This window comes from Rickettsia fournieri, assembly GCF_900243065.1.
GTDB lineage: Bacteria > Pseudomonadota > Alphaproteobacteria > Rickettsiales > Rickettsiaceae > Rickettsia > Rickettsia rickettsii.
Genome location: NZ_LT978482.1, coordinates 152,413 through 169,744, shown reverse-complemented (window position 1 = coordinate 169,744; position 17,332 = coordinate 152,413). Strand labels below are relative to the sequence as shown.

Genomic DNA, 17,332 nt, shown 5'->3' with positions numbered 1-17,332 from the left:
CAATATGTTAAAATTAATAGTTGAAACAAAAACGTTAGTTCAGTCCCTAGGGTTCGCAAGTTCCGTTGTTGAAAAACGTAATGTAATACCTGAATATGCAAACATTAAATTATCGGCAAAAGACGGCAATCTAGAGCTTAGTTCTACTAATATGGATTTGTACTTAAGTCAAAAAATAGCAGTACAGGTAGTAAGTGAAGGTGAATGTACCGTTTCTACGAAAACTCTAAATGATATAGTCCGAAAACTTCCGGATTCCGAGCTTACATTAACAGATCTCGGTACAACGGGACTTGAGATCAAAGGAAAAAATTGTAAATTTAATTTATTTACTTTGCCGGTTAGTTCTTTTCCTGCAATGGATAGTATTAATCCTGAAGCAAGTTTTAAAATTTCCTGCACGGATTTTGCTAAAATAATCGAATCGACAAAATTTTCGATTTCTTTAGATGAAACTCGTTATAATTTAAATGGTGTTTATTTACACATAAAAGACAAAGAGTTTTGTTCGGCAAGTACCGATGGGCATAGACTTTCGATTTCATGGGTAACATTAGAAAAACAAATAAAGAATTTTGGAGTTATATTACCGCAAAAAAGTGCAGAGGAAATTTTAAAAATCGTTAAAGATCCTAAAAATATAAATGAAGATATAGAAATTTTATTAAATAGCAATAAGATTAAATTTATATGTAATGAAAATACTATTATGCTATCAAAGCTTATAGACGGTACTTTCCCTGATTATAGTACTTTTATTCCGGAAAGCAGCAGCTCAAAATTAGTAATTAATCGAAAAATGTTTGCAGATAGTATAGAAAGGATAGCGATAATAACCGTTGAAAAATTTAGAGCAGTAAAATTATCGTTATCTCGTGAAACCTTAGAGATTAGTGCCGTCGGTGAAGCAAGAGGTAACGCAAAAGAGGTTATTAATTCTTCACAAGATAAGGAAAGTTTTTATGAATATAATAGTGATGAGTCTTTAGCTATAGGCTTTAACCCGCAATATTTGGAAGATGTCTTAAAAGCAGTGAAATCGGATTTAGTAGAACTATATTTTTCAGATGTTTCAGCACCGGTACTTATTAAATTTCCTGAGAATCCTAAAGATACTTTTGTCGTCATGCCTGTTAAGGTGTAAGTTTTATGAGAACCGGAATATATAAGCATTACAAAGAAAAATTATATTAAGTTATAGATACTGTAAAACATAAACTTTGCAAGAGTTATATGATAATTTCCAGCTTTTGGGTAAGGCCGCTTGAAATGTTTAACGAAAAGGTTTTATTACACGGCAAAAATATTCCACGTTTTGAATTTATTTCTGAGAAATAATTAAATCTGCCCTATGTCATTCCCGCGTAGGCGGGCATGACATCGAGTGGGTTTTTTGAGCCATATAACAATGCCAAAGAACGGTGGGAAGAAATATTTTTTGACTAATAGCTAAAGCTTCTCTATTATTTACCTCAAGCACACTAATTAAATATTGGTTATGAAGAAAATTATCGGATTATTTTTTGTAATTATACTTAGTGCAATAAGTACTAGTATCTTAGCGGGTGATTATCCAAAAACAGAACGAGAGCAGAAATGGGACGAAGTAGGTTCTATAGCAGGTGAAGAAGGATTAGTTTTTAGACCGGGTAGGGTTAAGAATGAATCTACTAAAGCTGTAGGAGGTTCAGTTAATAAATATCTCTGGCAAGCAGCATTAGAGACTATAAGTGTCGCGCCTCTTGCATCAGCCGACTCAAACGGCGGCGTGATTATTACGGAATGGTATAGCCCACGTTCTAATCCTAATTTTCGATTTAAAATAAATATATTTATTAAAGACGATGTAATCAGCCCTGATTCAATCGAAGTGAAAGTATTTGAAGAAATGCTTAAAAATAAACAATGGGTACTTAATGAAAACACCTCAAATCTTGCTATCACGCTTGAAGATAAAATTTTAAGAAAAGCTAGAGATATATATATTAATAGTGTGAGGTAATAACAGTATTGCCGTCATTGCGAGGAAATTACGGGGTAATTGACGAAGCAATCTCAGGATATTTGATGAGATTGCCGTGCAGTCTACGACTGCTCGCAATGACAATGCAGTATATAAATTAAAAAAATATGAACCAAATAGAACAAAAATGGCAGTACATTTGGCAAGAAGAAAAAGCTTTTGAGGTATCAAACGCGAGTAGCAAGCCAAAATATTACGTACTTGAAATGCTGCCTTATCCTTCCGGTAAAATCCATGTAGGTCACGTACGCAACTATTCTATAGGTGATGTTATTGCAAGGTTTATGACTATGCAAGGTTTTAATGTGCTTCATCCGATGGGCTGGGATGCTTTCGGGCTACCTGCCGAAAATGCCGCAATAAAAAATAATTCTCACCCAAAAAAATGGACATATTCTAATATCGAGAATATGAAAAAGCAGCTAAAATCTATGGGCTTTTCTTATGATTGGTCTAGAGAGATAAATAGTTGTGATCCTGAGTATTATAAATATGAGCAGAAATTCTTTTTAGAGCTTTATGAACGAAATCTTGCTTATCAAAAAGAATCATTTGTTAATTGGGATCCGGTTGATAATACCGTGCTTGCGAATGAACAAGTTGTAGACGGGCGTGGTTGGCGTTCAGGTGCAATAGTTGCAAAACGTTATTTAAAACAATGGTTCTTAAAAATCACCGATTATGCTGAAGAATTATTAAACGAAATTCAGAATTTAAAAGAGTGGCCTGAAGCTGTTCGGTCTATGCAAGAGAAATGGATAGGTAAATCGATAGGTGCTAATTTTCATTTCAAAATTAAGGATAATGAAGAGACTACTATAGAAGTATTCTCAACCAAACCTGAAACCATTTTTGGTGCTAGCTTTATAGGAATTGCCTTTAATCATCCAATAATAGAGCGGTTAGTTTCTAAAACACCTGAAATACTCGCTTTTATAACTAAATGCTCGCATATTACAAGAAGTAGCGAACTAGAAAAGGCTGAAAAGGAAGGTGTATTTACCGGTCTTTTTGTTACTCATCCTTTCGATTCAAATATAGTTTTACCGGTTATTATTACTAATTTTGTGCTAATGGATTATGGCACTGGTGCAATATTTGGTTGCCCTGCTCATGACGAACGTGACCATGAATTAGCTGTTAAAATGAATTTATCTATTAAACAAGTAATTAAAGCAGATATGGATGTACAAAAGACCGCTTATACGGAAGATGGAATTTTAATTAATTCGGATTTTCTAAACGGCTTAACTAGTAACGAAGCAAAACAAGAAGTCATCGGAGAATTTGAGAAACTAGGCATAGGTAAACGCAGCGTAAATTATCGTCTAAAAGATTGGGGGATTTCAAGGCAGCGCTTTTGGGGATGTCCTATTCCTATGATTCACTGCGAAACTTGTGGCATAGTGTCCGTACCTTACAAAGACTTACCCGTTACTTTACCTGATGATGTAAATTTTGATGGTCACGGTAATCCGCTTGATCATCATCCTAGTTGGAAACATGTTAATTGTCCGAAATGCGATAAGCCGGCTGTGCGTGAAACCGATACTTTTGATACATTTTTTGAATCATCTTGGTATTTTACGAGATATTGCAATAGCAATGCTACAGAGATGACTGATAAAAAAGCTTGTGATTACTGGCTACCGGTCGATAAATATATAGGCGGCATTGAACATGCGGTAATGCATTTATTATATGCAAGATTTTTCACAAAAGTAATGAACGAACAGAATTACGTAAGCGTTCGAGAGCCTTTTAAAGGGCTATTTACTCAAGGTATGGTGCTGCATGCCACTTACAAAGATGAACATAATAATTGGTTATATCCTGAAGAAGTAGTGAAAAAGGGTAATGAATTTTTTCATAAAGAAAGCAATAATAGAGTAGTGCAGGGACGCATTGAAAAGATGAGTAAGTCTAAAAAGAATCTCATCGATCTTGAGACAATGCAAGAGCAATATGGGGCAGATGCTATTAGGCTTTTTGTACTGTCCGATAGTCCGCCTGAGAAAGATCTAGAATGGTCGGCAAGCGGTATTGAAGGCTGCTCACGTTTTATTAATAAGCTTGAGTATATGTTTAAGGCAATAGATTCTTTAAAAGATGATGTGAATAGCGAGATTAATAAAGAGCTTAATAGGTTAGTACATTTTACAATAAAGCACGTCGCCGAAGATATAAAGCATTTTGCCCTAAACAGAGCAATAGCACGTATGCGCGAGCTTTCTAATGTTATATCTGCTGAAATATCCAAAGATAAAATTGATGTTAAAACCGTAAGGCATGGCTTTAATGTTTTAGTACAGCTACTAAATCCTTTTATCCCGCATATTACGGAAGAAATTTGGCAGAAGCTTGGCAATAAAGAGCGATTATATAATTTGTCTTTTCCTGCATTTGATGAATCAATGCTAGAGTTAGATACATATATTATGGCAGTGCAGGTTAACGGCAAACTCCGTGACACCTATGAGTTTAAAACGTCCGTAAGTGAAGATGAAATAAAGCAAGTTACCGTCAGTCTGCCAAAGGTACAAAAGTTCTTAGAAGGGAAAGAGCCGAAGAAGATTATCCTCGTTCCTCGTAAAATTGTGAATATACTAGTTTAATTTGGAAAATTGGCTACGTCGTTTTGGTAAGTCTTCGGATGCTCACGTATTAAGTATACGCTCCGCTCCTCGGCTTACAGACTCCTTGCTCTTTCCAAATTAAACTGCGTCTATCTACTTTTCATTTATCAGAAGTATATTATTTTTTGAATCTGTCATCCCGCGACTTGATCGCGGGATCTAGTTTAAAATGCTAAAATTATGAGTACTTTAAGTTGTTTTTAAATACCGTGGTCAAGCTGCAGTATGACACCTAGCATACTTTTATTGTATTACCACCATACTAACCCAAAAAAAGTAGTAGTATGACCTAAAACGACCTCCTTATGTTTATCTAATGAAGCGTCATAATGCTGCTTCGTCTCATTTATAAAATTACTGCAATTATTATGGTAAGTACCTTTTGAAGCACCCTTATAACTCTGATAAGATGAAGTTTCATAATGCCTCTTCTCTAAGGTAATAGTAAATATTGTTTATTAGCATTAATACTTTATCTATTATATAATTAGGCTGCCTACCAAAATGCGGCAAAAACACCGCCATCAATACTTAAAGTGTCTGCTTCTGTTTCACAAGTTATAATCCTAGTATAACAGAGGTTTGCTATACTATCTAGACTTAGATTTAAATCTGACTCTGAATCTAGCACGTCTATTTTTTTCTATTAGTCATAAAGATCCCTTTTTAGTTACTAATTAATTAAACTTTTTGTATAACTTGCGTCTAAGGGTAAATTTGTATGTCAATCCGGTACTCACATCCTCACGTATTTTTATGTATGCTGCGGTGGCAAGTGTTTCCGTGTTTTCTTCAAATCCTTCCTTATTAGCTACATTATGCAATAAGTCTATTGTAGGCTCAGTAATTTAAAAAAATCAATTAGCTACTAATAGACTGTCTGTAATAAATTTTAACCGGTAATTTAATTTTTTTTTGCTGTAAATTATAAGATTTTTTTGGAATAGGAACTGCTATTTCTGCAAAAATCTTCAATTATTAATTAAAATTTATTACAGATAGACTATTAAATAGTGCGCCTGATTTTATACCTGAAGTCAATAAATGGTATTAATAAATTAATGCATGAAAATATCGATTTCATTCCAACCGATAAGGTCTAAATTAGCTCTTATCGGTAAAAAACGGAAAATATCTTGGGCAAGTTCATACCTATTTTCTTTAAGTAGCATTTTTTGTAAAATATCTTTTAACTGATGCAAATAAAGCACATCTTTTGCTGCATATTCTTTTTGTTCTGAAGATAAATTATCCGCACCCCAATAGGAAGATTGTTGTTGTTTTGAAATATTTATATTAAGCAATTCTCGGCACAAATCCTTAAGCCCATGACTATCGGTATAAGTTCTAACTAGTTTTGAAGATATTTTAGTACAAAAGATATTTTCTAAATCTATATTTAAATATTTTTTTATGGATGCTAGATCAAATCTAGCAAAATGAAATATCTTGCATCTAGTTTTATCTAGTAATAATGCTTTTACATTAGGAGCTGTATAATCTTGATTTGTAAAATGAACAAGATGAGCTTCACCATTGCCATTACTAAATTGTAGCAAACATAGTTTATCTCTATGTAGATTTAGTCCCATTGTCTCGGTATCTATAGCTAGATCTCCTTCAAGTTCAAAATTATTAGGTAGGTCGTTTTGATAAATTTTTATAGTCATAAATGATTTTTAATTCCTTTTAATCAATAATGTTGTTGTGCGGATCGAAAAACGCGTTCTGTGTCATACCGTGGCTTGACCACGGTATCCAAAAAAAATTAAAAAAGACTGGATCCCGCGATCAAGTCGCGGGATGACAACAAAGTTTTGTTATTGGTGATTAAACACCTGCTCATTTGGAGCAGCTACTCCTAAAACTTTCTTTGCTTGTTCTTCTAACATATCTTTATTTAGAGATTCCGTTCGAAGTAATTTGACGTTATGCTCAAGTTCTACTCTTTCTGCTCGTAAGCCTTTTAGTTCATCATAAGCTTTTTCAAGCTGCCTATTTACTTTTAAATATGCAATAATCCCTTTGTTACCATATATGCAATGAAAAACAAAATATCCAAGCAGTAAAGCTAAAAAGATATTTAAAATTATTTTTTTAGAATGATTATTTAAATGTATTATCATAAATATATCTTCATAAGAAATAATATCAGAGCGGTTAAAATAATACTATCAAATCTGTCTAGCACTCCTCCATGACCGGGTATTATATGACCGCTATCTTTAATATTAAATTTTCGCTTAAAATATGAAATAAATAAATCACTTAATTGAGCTATTAATGCTAATATGCAACTAATTATAAACAAATAAATTTTATTTGAAAAATAGTAATTTTCAATATGAAAGTTTGGTATAAAACTAACTAATACCGCAACTAAACCTGCTGATAATACTCCCGTCACTAAACCGCTCCAGGTTTTTTTAGGACTAAGTTTCGGAGCAAGTTTTGCTCCTTTAAAAGTTTTGCCGCCAATCATAGCGAAAGTATCTACCGACCACATTATGCAAAAATAAAGCATAATAAGCCATCTATTGGTATCTTCCATACTTAAAAATATTAATAGGCTTATAGGAATCGGAATAATAATTAGCCCGATTAATAGATCAGGAATAGAAGAGTAGGTCATATTATACCATTCACTTAACATTCCCGTACCTACTAATATCATTAGAATATAGAATAAAGGCTTACACCATAATATAGCTACGACAAATAACGGAACTAAAACTATACCGGACAGGATTCTTAAATATATGTTTGATTTTTGTTTATCTTTTGCCAAATGTTCTTTTTCTTTTTGAGTAATCATTTATAGCTTCTTGTATATCATATTTATTAAAATCAGGCCAATATTTGGGTGAGAAATATAATTCAGCATAAGCTGCTTGCCAAAGCAAGAAATTACTGATGCGATAAACCCCGCCCGGTCTTATTAATAAATCTACATCCGGCATTTCAGGATCATATAAAGCGTGTTGTATATCGCTGTCACTTACTGCTTTTTTACCGCTTGTAATAATTTTTGTGCAGGCATCAACTATTTCTTGACGACTTCCATAACTAAAAGCTATACAAAGCGTTATTTTATTATTATTTTTTGTTAATGCTATAGCATTATTTATTTGTTTTTGCAATGAGCTACTTAATAAATTAAGCCTACCTATTACTTTTATTTTAACGCCGTTTTTATGTAAATTATTTAATTCGGTTTTTAAATAAATACTTAATAATTTTATTAAGAAATCTACTTCCGTGCTTGAGCGTTGCCAATTTTCTGAAGAGAAAGTATATAAAGTTATATAAGGTATGTTAAGGTTAATAAACTCAGGCAGTAATTCACGAATTTTATCGGCTCCTGCTTTATGCCCTTCAGATTTTGTTAAGTTATGCTGATCTGCCCAACGAGCATTACCGTCCATTATTATTGCTAAATGTTTTATGTTAGTCATTATTTTATATTTTAGATGTTGCTGCATGGATCGATTTTTCCGTCATTGCGAGCGACTGCAAGGAGTGTGGCAATCTCATGAAACAATATAAAATTTCTGAGATTGTCACGCCCTCGGCTTTGCCTATCCTTGTAATGACGATTTGGTATCTACACGGGAATGACATCGGTAGTCATATTTTAGGTATTTCGATTCTTACCGATAGCCCGCCTAAATCCTTGCTATCTTCTAAATAAATAGAGCCTTTATGATCGTTTATTATTTCTTTAGTAATAGTAAGCCCAAGTCCTACGTTACTTGCATTATCAAGCTGTCTTGCTTTATCCGATCTATAAAACGGTTTAAATACAAGGTGTGTTTCCGTATCATCTATACCGGGACCGTTATCCTCAATAATTATAGCTACGGTAGATGAATTATCTTTTGAGGATATCTTAATTTTAGTTCCATATTTTATAGCGTTACCGATTAAATTAGACAAGGCTCTTTCAAAAGAATTCGGCTTAATGCATACTTCTAGTTTATCTAAATTAGTAGATTTTATAAATTCAATATTTACATGTGACCATTTGTTAAAAAAACGTTCCATCCAAGGTAATAATAAAATGTCTTCAAATTCTTCTTTACTTTCACCTTTAGCAAAATCTAAATAAGAATTTATCATTTGCTGCATAGTTAATATATCTTGTTTTAACCCTTCTATTTCTTCGCTTTCTTCCATCAATTCAAGTTGTAGCTTCATTCTTGTTAAAGGAGTTCTAAGGTCATGAGAAATCATAGCAAGCATAGTGGTTTTTTTAGTAATTTGTTTTTCAATACGAGCTTTCATTTTTAAAAAAGCAAGCCCTGCTTTTCTTATTTCTAAGGCTCCTGAAGGTTTGAAATTTTTTCCTTTTAAAACACCTCGACCAAATTTATCCATGCTATCCGCAAGAGTGAGTATTGATTTAATTTGATTTTTGGAGAAAATAATAGAAACAGAAAGTAATATAACAGTTAAAGATATAATCCATAAAACAAATATATATACTGTAGGATTAAGTAGTAACTTTGCAGGAAAAGTAATATATAATACTCCATCTTTTAATTCTAAAAATACTTCAATTTTATTTTCCTTATTTAGTTTAACTATATTTTTTTCATGGATTTTTGTAGCTAAAATATTTTTGAATATAGTTAAAGGTTCACCTAATTTAGGCTGTTTTATAGATAACTTTTTATTAAGCTGAAACTGATAAGATAAATTAAGATAATTTTCCGATAAATGGGTTATCTCTCTTGAATTATTTCTATGTTCTTTAATCAATGATTCTATTTCATTGATAATAATAGTACTAGTATAATATGAAACATTATACCAATGACGATCGTAAAACAAAAATATAGCAACGATTTGTCCTATTAAAATCGGAATGATTATAATAAACATAAACCGTACAAATAATGTTCTCGGTAAAGCATATTTCAAAGAGCTTGATACAAGCGAATTTTTCAAGACTCGTCTGTGCTCACGTATTTTTATACGCTGTGTAGGCTCGCTTTTAAATTCATCTTGTCTGAAGCTCTTTGAAATATGCTGTAATAATTTAGATATAAAGTGCATAGCCCTCATTACGCACGGTTTTTAAATATTTCGGCTCTTTTGGGTTGTCTTCTATTTTGCTTCTTATTCTTGTAATTTGTACATCGATAGAACGCATGCTAAGCCCTCCCATTATTTTTGACAGTTCAAAACGACTAGTAGATTTACCGGAATTTTTTATTAATATCTCAAGTAATTTTTGTTCAGTAGAGCTAAGAGATACAATTTGATTATTCTTGGTAAATTCTTTTGTATCGGAATTATAAAAATTATTGCCGAATTTAATTATATTCGTTTCTTTTTTAAAGTTATTATAATTATTGATTAAGTTATTTATCCGAAGTAATAATTCTCTCGGTTCAAAAGGTTTAGTTATATAATCAGAGGCACCGGCTTCAAGTCCTTTAACACGGTCATCGGCTTCCGATAAAGCAGTAAGCATAACTATAGGAATATTATTACCGGCATCCCTTATAGTAGTAGCAAAATCAAGCCCTGTTATTTCAGGTAACATAACATCTAAAATAATTAAATCATAATTAGAAGTTTTTAATAGATTTTTAGCTTCTATGACTGAACTTGCCGTTGATACTAAAAACGCATTTTTATTTAAAAATTGCTTTAAAAGTGCTAATATTCTGCTATCATCATCAACGATTAAAATATGTGCTTTGTATGTATGCATGTATACTCGTTTAATTTAAAAAAATTGTATTTCACTATTGTCATCCCGTGGCTTGACCACGGGATCTTATGTCGCAGGCTGTGTTCTGAGATCCTGCGATCAAGTTGCGGGATGACGTTAAATACTACTGGATTCCCGCTTTCGCAGGAATGACATAAGAACTACGGCCGTATAGCTCATGACGATTGACAATACTTTAATATAAATATAGGTTAATGACAATGATAAAACTAGAGCAAATTGTTTGGCATGTTTGGATTAACGGTGATTTAGTTCCTTATCAATTTGCAAGGATTCATGTTTTGACTCATAGCCTGCATTATTCAGGATCGGTATTTGAGGGTGAGAGAGCTTATAACGGCAAAGTTTTTAAACTAAAAGAACATACGGCAAGATTAATAAAATCAGCAGAAGCATTAGGTTTGAAAGCACCTTATAATGTAGACGAGATAATAAAAGCTCATGAACTTGTAATAAAACAAAATAATATTAAGGATGCATATATAAGACCGCTTATTTGGTGCGGAGACGAGTCGCTAAATATCACTAATCAGTATTTATCTACTAATCTTTTGATTGCTGGTATTCCATCTATGCCGAGGTCTTTTGAGAAAGGTATAAATTTGCATGTAAGCCGCTGGCGTAAAGCAATGCCTGATAGCACCCCGGTACAATCTAAATCCGCAGCTCAATATAATATGGCAATAACGAGTAAAAAAGAAGCTAAGGCTCTTGGCTATGATGATGCATTATTACTTGATTATGAAGGGTATATTGCTGAATGCACTACAACAAATATTTTCTTTGTTAAAGATAAAATATTATATACTCCAATTGCCGATAGGTTTTTAAACGGTATAACAAGACAGACTATTATTGACATTGCAAAAGATTTAGGTCTAGAAGTAAAAGAAGAGCGTTTAAAATTAGAGCAAATAGAGGATTTTACCGGATGTTTTGTTACAGGCACGGCAATTGAGGTACAAAATATTGATTCTATAGATCTTGGCAATAAAAAGATTATTTTTGATGATCATAAAATTGCAGATCGTTTGAAAGAAGAGTATAGGCGTGTTGTTAGGGAGTAGAAGAAACATCATTGCGAGGAGGTATTGCCTTTGTATGGATACCGAGTCGTCATTGCGAGCAGTCGTAGACTGCGTGGCAATCTCATGAAATAATAACAAACTCCTGAGATTGCTTCGTCGAATTACTACGTAATTCTTCTCGCAATGACGATTTAATAAGCTAAACAATTAAAATCAAAAAAATCATGCATAACATATTTAAAGGTTTAATTACCGCACTTATAACACCTTTTAAAGATAATAAGTTAGACTTATATGCTTTAGAGAGAATTGTAAAACATCAAATAAAGCATGAAGTCGATGCAGTATTAATTGCAGGCTCAACGGGAGAAAGTAGTAGTTTAAGCTTTGAAGAATATAAATTATTACTGCAAACTAGCGTAGAAATCGTTAATAAGTGTATTCCTATAATAAGCGGGTGTTCATCAAATAATACTACTTATGCAAGAGCACTTGCAGCGGAATCTACAAAAATCGGTGTAGATGGTTTTATGGCTAGTCCACCATCTTATGTCAAACCTACCCAACACGGGATTTATAAGCATTTTGAAGCATTGCATGAAGCGTGTAATCTACCTATTATGTTATATTCAGCTCCAACTAGAAGCGGAGTAGATTTTTCTGATGAGACAATATTGAGACTTAGCAAGCTACCGCGTATTTTAGCATTAAAAGATTGTGGTGTAGATTTAGAACGTCCATTGCGGATCAGAGCAACAGTTAAAAAGGATTTCAATATTTTAACCGGTAATGATGAAGTAGTCTTAGCTTTTAACGCTCAAGGTGGGGTAGGGTGGACTTCTGTAGCCTCTAATATTGTTCCTAATATATGTAAAGAGCTATTAGAAAAATGGAATAAGAACGATACTAAAGGAGCATTAGAAATCCATCAGAAATTACTACCTTTATATACAGCATTATTTGTAGAATCTAATCCGATTCCGATAAAATATGCTGCACATTATTTAGGTTTATGTGAAAATGAAATTAGACCCCCATTAACTGAAGCAAGCGATAGTGCCAAAAAACAAATTGAAAACATCATAACATCACTATCTATAAAAATATGACCGAATATAAGAAAGTTATTGCACAAAATAAGAAAGCCCTTTTTAATCATTTTATTGAAGAAAGATTAGAAGCGGGTATTGTATTAAAGGGTAGTGAAGTACAGTCTCTGCGTCAAGGCAAAGCTTCTATAGAAGAAAGTTATGCGGCAGATACCGGACATGAGGTATTTTTGTATAACTGTCATATTGCAGAATATGAAAAAGCGAATAGATTTAATCATGTTACTCGTAGACCGCGTAAATTATTGTTGCATACTAAAGAGATAAAGAAAATTATCGGTAGAATTAGAATAAAAGGCTATACGCTAGTAGCTCTTTCTATGTATTTTAATAAAAAAAATAAAGTGAAAGTTGAACTTGGTATTGCTAAAGGTAAGAAATTACATGATAAAAGAGAGTCAATTAAAGAAAAAGACTGGAAAAGAGATCAGAGCAGATTAATAAGACAGAAGTAATGGACTTTGCTACACCGGATGACAAGCCGGCTTTGTTACATAGCTCGTTTTATGTCATTCCCGCGAAAGCGGGAATGACATATAGAATTACTTAGACTTTAGGAAGATATAAAATTTTTAAAAAAGGTATTTATGCAGCATATTATAGGTAAAATATTGGTTATATTTATAGTTGTAATAGGAGTTTTATTTGTTTTCAAAACAATGAAAACTTATTCTACAAATCCGGTTTCCGTTGAGGTTAAACAAAGCGAAGATGCAAGAAAATGTGAAGAGGAAAGAGTACAAGAAATAATCAAAGATTATTTGCTTAAAACTCCGGAAATAATAATAGAATCAATAGAAGGGTTGCAAAAACGTAAAGTACAGGAAAATGAGACTAAAGTTAATAACTATCTAAAAGATAATAAGTTAAGTATTGAAGATAGCACAAGCTTTCCTGTTATAGGAAATAAAGACGGTGATGTAACAATAATTGCTTTTTATGATTACAATTGTTCTTATTGTAAAAAAGGCGATGTTTCTATAAATGAATTATTGCAAAACGATCCAAAAGTTAAAGTTGTATTAAGACCGCTTCCTATCCTGGGAGATGCTTCCGAATATCTTGCAAGAATAGTTTTAGCCGTTTATAAGGTTAATCCAAGTAAATTCAAAGCTGTTCATGATGAATTAATAAAAATAAGAGATGTTTCTAAGGAATCTATAAAAGAATTATTAACTGAGAATGGCTTAAATGCTACGGAAATTGAAGAAATTGCCGATAGCAATGAGATTAAAGATTTAATTACTCAAAATATGAAAATAGCTAGAAGTCTTAGAATGCAAGGAGTACCTGCGTATATAATCGATTCAGAATTAATACCTGGGTTAATAGATTTTCCACAATTACTAAATATAGTTAAAGAAATTAGGTATAATAAGAGTTCTTAAGAATTGTTGTGTAGACCAGTAAATGCTTTTTATGTTATTCCCGCGAAAGCATTGTTGCATGGATACCAAATCATCATTGTGAGGAACGAAGCGACGTGGCAATCTTGTCAAACATCCTGAAATTGCTTCGTCAATTACTTACGTAATTTCCTCACAATGACGACCTTCAGTCTCCACGCAACAAGGCCTAGTAGGAATGACAGCAATTGCTCTTGAATAACTTTAGCCTTTATTTAGTAAATCTAACATAGTTTTACCGATATCGGCAGGGGATCTAGTGATAGTTACGCCGGCACTTTGTAGAGTTTCAAGCTTATCTTCGGCACTTCCTGTTCCTCCGACAATAATAGCTCCGGCATGTCCCATTCTTTTACCTGGAGGTGCTGTAATACCTGCAATAAAGCTTACTATAGGTTTCTTGATTTTTGACTGCTTGATAAACTCAGCGGCATCTTCTTCTGCATTACCGCCAATTTCACCGATCATAATAATTGCTTTTGTTTCATCATCTTTCAAAAACATCTCAATACAATCAACAAAATTAGTGCCGTTAACAGGATCGCCGCCTATACCAACACACGTAGATTGTCCAAGTCCTACTGCTGTTGTCTGTGCTACTGCTTCATAAGTTAGAGTACCTGATCTTGAAACAATACCTATCGTTCCTCTTTTATGAATATGCCCAGGCATAATACCGATTTTACATTCACCCGGTGTGATAACTCCAGGGCAGTTAGGACCGATTAATCTAGTTTTAGAACCGACTAAAGCACGTTTTACTTTCACCATATCAAGCACCGGAATTCCTTCCGTTATACATACTACTACTTCAATTTCGGCATCGATTGCTTCTAATATCGAATCAGCGGCAAAGCCGGGCGGAACATATATAACGCTTGCATTTGCACCGGTTTTTGCTTTTGCTTCATGTACGGTATTATATACAGGTAAATCAAGGTGAGTATGACCGCCTTTGCCGGGTGTAACACCGCCAACCATGTTAGTGCCGTACGCTATCGCTTGTTCAGAGTGAAAAGTTCCTTGTGAACCAGTAAAACCCTGACAGATAACTTGTGTTTTTTTATTTATTAATATTGCCATGTTAAATAATGTTTATTGTTTTTATTTTACTTTGATGTCATCCCGCGACTTGATCGCGTGATCCAGTCCTTTTTTAATTTTTTTATGGATAGGTCAAGCCACGGTATGACACTGAACTGGTTTTTCGAGCCATACAACAAGGTCAATGCCTGCATAGCTCATGACGGTTATCTACCGTATCGCTTCAACTATTTTATTTGCCGCATCTGCTAAATCATGTGCCGGTATTATTTCTAAACCGGAATTTGATAAAATTTCTTCGCCTTTTTCAACGTTTGTACCGGCTAAACGAACTACTAACGGTACTTTTATACCTATGTCTTTTGCAGCTGCAATAATCCCTTCTGCTATAATATCACAACGCATGATACCGCCGAAAATATTAACTAGAATCCCTTGTACTTCTTTATCAGATAAAATTATTTTTAAAGCTTCTTTTACACGCTCACGATCAGCTCCACCACCGACATCCAAGAAATTAGCAGGCGAAGCACCGTAAAGTTTAATAATATCCATAGTGGCCATGGCAAGACCGGCACCGTTAACCATGCAACCGATATTACCGTCCATTTTTACATAGCTAAGTCCTGCATTTGCTGCTCTAGTTTCTAGAGGATCTTCTTCATCATGATCACGCATTGCCGTAATATTCGGATGCCGAAATAAGCCGTTATCGTCAAAAGTAATTTTTGCATCTAAAGCTAATAAGTTCCCGTCGCTATTTACAATTAATGGGTTGATTTCAATTTGTGCTGCATCGGTTTCAATAAAAGCATTATAGACTGATTTTACTATTTCTTTCATCTGTTTGGCTTGGTTATCCTTAAAGCCTAACTCATAAGCTATGCCTCGCATATGAAAATCTTGTAAACCGGTTGCAGGATTAACGGAAAATTTAATAATTTTTTCCGGAGTTTTTTCTGCTACTTCTTCAATATCAACTCCTCCTTCTGTAGAAGCTATGAAAGTAATACAGCTAGCCGATCTATCAAATACTATACTAAAATAATATTCTTTTAAAATATCACAACCTGATTCGATATAAAGACGGTTTACTTTTTGTCCTTGAGGTCCTGTTTGATGCGTTACTAAATTAATGCCAAACATGTCATGAGCAACTTTTTTGGCTTCTTCTTTACTCTTAACAACCTTAACACCGCCTGCTTTACCTCTACCGCCGGCATGTATTTGTGCTTTAACCACATATACTTCCGTATTTAATTTATCTATGGTTTCATTAATCTTTTCGGTTTTCGTAACAACTAGCCCGGTGGAAGTAGGTACGCTGTATTTTCTTAAAATCTCTTTTGCTTGATATTCATGAATATTCATTTTAAATAATTTATTTAAATTGCTATTAATTTTTATGGATAAGATGCATTTTTAACTTCTCTTACTATGTCTTTATCAAAAGTGATAAACTTATTAGCACTATTGACTTCTCCTTCTGCAATAATCATATAATCGGCAAAGTCTGCTTTACCTTTAAAGCTGATATTATTATGTCTTGATGCCCAATGATAAAGCTGGAATTATCAATAAGATTAATTACTGCTTCATAAATTTCCTGGCGAGTAAATTTATTTACTTTTAGCACCCATACAAATTCAAGTAATGCATATGATGCAATAAAAATCTTATTAGTGATGTTATTTTTTAAGAAATTTTGAGCTGCTTTACCTTGTATTGCATCATCTGCAAGAAAAGTACGAGTTAAGATATTAGTGTCAATGCCTATCATTTTCGATAACCGCAATACTAATAGCTTCATCTACATTCACCGGACCGTTTTTAGCTTTATATTTACCTTTACCAAAAAAGCTATAGATATCTTTTTTTATAGGAAGCAATTCTAATGTTTCATTTTTTTTGTAGTTAATTATTAACTCAGAGCCTGAATGTAAACCAAGTTTATTTCTTATATATTTAGGTATAACTACCTGTCCTTTCGATGAGATTACTACTCTGGCACTTTTACTCATAATACTAATATAGTAAGTTATCTGATCTTACTTTGTATATAAAACACAATTTATTATATGTCAATAAGTTTATAATGAGGTTACTCATTCAATATCCTCTTTAATACGTTATCTTTCCTAATAAAGTGATGATATAATGCAGCTAGTATATGAAAAATAATTAAAGCAGTAAATAAGCAGCCTTTTTATGGATTTTTTTTAAAGATTTTGGCAAATTGTAAATCTGGAGCAAAAGAATTTATAGTAAACAAACCATAAAAATCAATATGATGGTTTGATAAAATAGTTATTAGAAAGCCGCTTATCGGCATTAATAACATTA

19 protein-coding genes and 2 pseudogenes are annotated in these 17,332 nt (G+C 33.1%); 8 read left to right on the top strand and 13 right to left on the bottom strand.

The features are described from left to right. The first annotated feature begins 4 nt into the window (after window positions 1-4). From dnaN to leuS, 4 genes are all read left to right on the top strand, one after another. A complete protein-coding gene (gene dnaN, locus C4Q30_RS00965) occupies window positions 5-1,144 on the top strand; it encodes a DNA polymerase III subunit beta (RefSeq protein ID WP_103896931.1) in 1,140 nt (379 codons plus the stop codon). Between the two features lie 89 nt (window positions 1,145-1,233). Beyond that, window positions 1,234-1,338 (top strand): DUF1653 domain-containing protein, encoded by a 105-nt coding sequence (locus tag C4Q30_RS10625; protein ID WP_014410669.1) that lies wholly within the window; start codon window positions 1,234-1,236, stop codon window positions 1,336-1,338. Between the two features lie 160 nt (window positions 1,339-1,498). Next, the gene (locus C4Q30_RS00955) at window positions 1,499-2,002 is read left to right on the top strand and encodes a DUF3576 domain-containing protein (RefSeq protein ID WP_014014278.1); all 504 of its coding nucleotides are present in this window, start codon (window positions 1,499-1,501) and stop codon (window positions 2,000-2,002) included. Between the two features lie 128 nt (window positions 2,003-2,130). Further along, complete coding sequence (gene leuS / locus C4Q30_RS00950) at window positions 2,131-4,638, top strand: leucine--tRNA ligase (protein WP_103896930.1); 2,508 nt, start codon at window positions 2,131-2,133, stop codon at window positions 4,636-4,638. Here leuS and C4Q30_RS09340 read toward each other — a convergent pair. The 8 genes and pseudogenes from C4Q30_RS09340 to C4Q30_RS00910 form a co-directional block, all read right to left on the bottom strand. After that, window positions 4,635-4,731, bottom strand: a pseudogene (locus C4Q30_RS09340) (palindromic element RPE5 domain-containing protein); the annotation flags it as partial. The gene leuS and the pseudogene C4Q30_RS09340 sit on opposite strands and share 4 nt — an antisense overlap. Before the next feature lie 424 nt (window positions 4,732-5,155). After that, a complete protein-coding gene (locus C4Q30_RS10145; RefSeq protein ID WP_261792627.1) occupies window positions 5,156-5,290 on the bottom strand; it encodes a hypothetical protein in 135 nt (44 codons plus the stop codon). Between the two features lie 427 nt (window positions 5,291-5,717). Beyond that, entirely contained in the window at window positions 5,718-6,329 is a 612-nt protein-coding gene (locus C4Q30_RS00940) for a ribonuclease D (RefSeq protein ID WP_014014281.1), read from the bottom strand. A gap of 150 nt (window positions 6,330-6,479) precedes the next feature. Then, window positions 6,480-6,785, bottom strand: a complete 306-nt coding sequence (locus C4Q30_RS00930; protein WP_012150781.1) for an FtsB family cell division protein — start codon at window positions 6,783-6,785, stop codon at window positions 6,480-6,482. Further along, window positions 6,782-7,474 (bottom strand): phosphatidate cytidylyltransferase, encoded by a 693-nt coding sequence (locus C4Q30_RS00925; RefSeq protein WP_103896928.1) that lies wholly within the window; start codon window positions 7,472-7,474, stop codon window positions 6,782-6,784. The genes C4Q30_RS00930 and C4Q30_RS00925 overlap by 4 nt, the downstream gene beginning before the upstream one ends. Next, a complete protein-coding gene (gene uppS / locus C4Q30_RS00920) occupies window positions 7,434-8,141 on the bottom strand; it encodes a polyprenyl diphosphate synthase (RefSeq protein WP_173018740.1) in 708 nt (235 codons plus the stop codon). The genes C4Q30_RS00925 and uppS overlap by 41 nt, the downstream gene beginning before the upstream one ends. A 145-nt stretch (window positions 8,142-8,286) precedes the next feature. After that, entirely contained in the window at window positions 8,287-9,717 is a 1,431-nt protein-coding gene (locus C4Q30_RS00915; protein WP_209445176.1) for a palindromic element RPE3 domain-containing protein, read from the bottom strand. Continuing rightward, window positions 9,701-10,381 carry a response regulator transcription factor gene (locus C4Q30_RS00910; protein ID WP_012150784.1) on the bottom strand — a complete coding sequence of 227 codons (681 nt, stop codon included), beginning with the start codon at window positions 10,379-10,381 and terminating at the stop codon, window positions 9,701-9,703. The genes C4Q30_RS00915 and C4Q30_RS00910 overlap by 17 nt, the downstream gene beginning before the upstream one ends. Before the next feature lie 215 nt (window positions 10,382-10,596). Between C4Q30_RS00910 and C4Q30_RS00905 the strand changes: the two genes are divergently transcribed. The 4 genes from C4Q30_RS00905 (at window position 10,597) to C4Q30_RS00890 (ending at window position 13,927) form a co-directional block, all read left to right on the top strand. Further along, complete coding sequence (locus C4Q30_RS00905) at window positions 10,597-11,469, top strand: branched-chain amino acid transaminase (protein ID WP_103896926.1); 873 nt, start codon at window positions 10,597-10,599, stop codon at window positions 11,467-11,469. Between the two features lie 185 nt (window positions 11,470-11,654). Continuing rightward, window positions 11,655-12,539 carry a 4-hydroxy-tetrahydrodipicolinate synthase gene (gene dapA / locus C4Q30_RS00900; RefSeq protein ID WP_004995750.1) on the top strand — a complete coding sequence of 295 codons (885 nt, stop codon included), beginning with the start codon at window positions 11,655-11,657 and terminating at the stop codon, window positions 12,537-12,539. Next, on the top strand, window positions 12,536-12,994 hold the full coding sequence (gene smpB / locus C4Q30_RS00895) for an SsrA-binding protein SmpB (RefSeq protein ID WP_103896925.1): 459 nt from the start codon (window positions 12,536-12,538) through the stop codon (window positions 12,992-12,994). Before dapA ends, smpB begins: the two co-directional genes overlap by 4 nt. A gap of 132 nt (window positions 12,995-13,126) precedes the next feature. Then, entirely contained in the window at window positions 13,127-13,927 is an 801-nt protein-coding gene (locus tag C4Q30_RS00890; RefSeq protein ID WP_103896924.1) for a DsbA family protein, read from the top strand. 222 nt (window positions 13,928-14,149) lie between these two features. Here the strand turns inward: C4Q30_RS00890 and sucD are convergent, their stop codons facing one another. From sucD to C4Q30_RS10350, 5 genes and pseudogenes are all read right to left on the bottom strand, one after another. Further along, window positions 14,150-15,028, bottom strand: coding sequence for a succinate--CoA ligase subunit alpha (gene sucD, locus C4Q30_RS00885; RefSeq protein ID WP_014014291.1), 879 nt, complete (start codon window positions 15,026-15,028; stop codon window positions 14,150-14,152). 171 nt (window positions 15,029-15,199) lie between these two features. Next, complete coding sequence (sucC, locus tag C4Q30_RS00875) at window positions 15,200-16,360, bottom strand: ADP-forming succinate--CoA ligase subunit beta (RefSeq protein ID WP_103896922.1); 1,161 nt, start codon at window positions 16,358-16,360, stop codon at window positions 15,200-15,202. Window positions 16,361-16,392: 32 nt separating this feature from the next. Beyond that, window positions 16,393-16,769: pseudogene (locus tag C4Q30_RS00870) on the bottom strand (PIN domain-containing protein). Continuing rightward, on the bottom strand, window positions 16,756-17,010 hold the full coding sequence (locus tag C4Q30_RS00865; RefSeq protein ID WP_103896920.1) for an AbrB/MazE/SpoVT family DNA-binding domain-containing protein: 255 nt from the start codon (window positions 17,008-17,010) through the stop codon (window positions 16,756-16,758). The pseudogene C4Q30_RS00870 and the gene C4Q30_RS00865 overlap by 14 nt, the downstream one beginning before the upstream one ends. Window positions 17,011-17,090: 80 nt before the next feature. Beyond that, window positions 17,091-17,159, bottom strand: a complete 69-nt coding sequence (locus C4Q30_RS10350; protein ID WP_342447526.1) for a hypothetical protein — start codon at window positions 17,157-17,159, stop codon at window positions 17,091-17,093. Between the last annotated feature and the right edge of the window lie 173 nt (window positions 17,160-17,332).

Bases quoted from the DNA above. Each gene is read 5' to 3' on its own strand.
- dnaN (WP_103896931.1), top strand. From the start codon at position 5: ATGTTAAAATTAATAGTTGAAACAAAAACGTTAGTTCAGTCCCTAGGG.
- C4Q30_RS10625 (WP_014410669.1), top strand. From the start codon at position 1,234: ATGATAATTTCCAGCTTTTGGGTAAGGCCGCTTGAAATGTTTAACGAA.
- C4Q30_RS00955 (WP_014014278.1), top strand. From the start codon at position 1,499: ATGAAGAAAATTATCGGATTATTTTTTGTAATTATACTTAGTGCAATA.
- leuS (WP_103896930.1), top strand. From the start codon at position 2,131: ATGAACCAAATAGAACAAAAATGGCAGTACATTTGGCAAGAAGAAAAA.
- C4Q30_RS00940 (WP_014014281.1), bottom strand. From the start codon at position 6,329: ATGACTATAAAAATTTATCAAAACGACCTACCTAATAATTTTGAACTT.
- C4Q30_RS00930 (WP_012150781.1), bottom strand. From the start codon at position 6,785: ATGATAATACATTTAAATAATCATTCTAAAAAAATAATTTTAAATATC.
- C4Q30_RS00925 (WP_103896928.1), bottom strand. From the start codon at position 7,474: ATGATTACTCAAAAAGAAAAAGAACATTTGGCAAAAGATAAACAAAAA.
- uppS (WP_173018740.1), bottom strand. From the start codon at position 8,141: ATGCAGCAACATCTAAAATATAAAATAATGACTAACATAAAACATTTA.
- C4Q30_RS00915 (WP_209445176.1), bottom strand. From the start codon at position 9,717: ATGCACTTTATATCTAAATTATTACAGCATATTTCAAAGAGCTTCAGA.
- C4Q30_RS00910 (WP_012150784.1), bottom strand. From the start codon at position 10,381: ATGCATACATACAAAGCACATATTTTAATCGTTGATGATGATAGCAGA.
- C4Q30_RS00905 (WP_103896926.1), top strand. From the start codon at position 10,597: ATGACAATGATAAAACTAGAGCAAATTGTTTGGCATGTTTGGATTAAC.
- dapA (WP_004995750.1), top strand. From the start codon at position 11,655: ATGCATAACATATTTAAAGGTTTAATTACCGCACTTATAACACCTTTT.
- smpB (WP_103896925.1), top strand. From the start codon at position 12,536: ATGACCGAATATAAGAAAGTTATTGCACAAAATAAGAAAGCCCTTTTT.
- C4Q30_RS00890 (WP_103896924.1), top strand. From the start codon at position 13,127: ATGCAGCATATTATAGGTAAAATATTGGTTATATTTATAGTTGTAATA.
- sucD (WP_014014291.1), bottom strand. From the start codon at position 15,028: ATGGCAATATTAATAAATAAAAAAACACAAGTTATCTGTCAGGGTTTT.
- sucC (WP_103896922.1), bottom strand. From the start codon at position 16,360: ATGAATATTCATGAATATCAAGCAAAAGAGATTTTAAGAAAATACAGC.
- C4Q30_RS00865 (WP_103896920.1), bottom strand. From the start codon at position 17,010: ATGAGTAAAAGTGCCAGAGTAGTAATCTCATCGAAAGGACAGGTAGTT.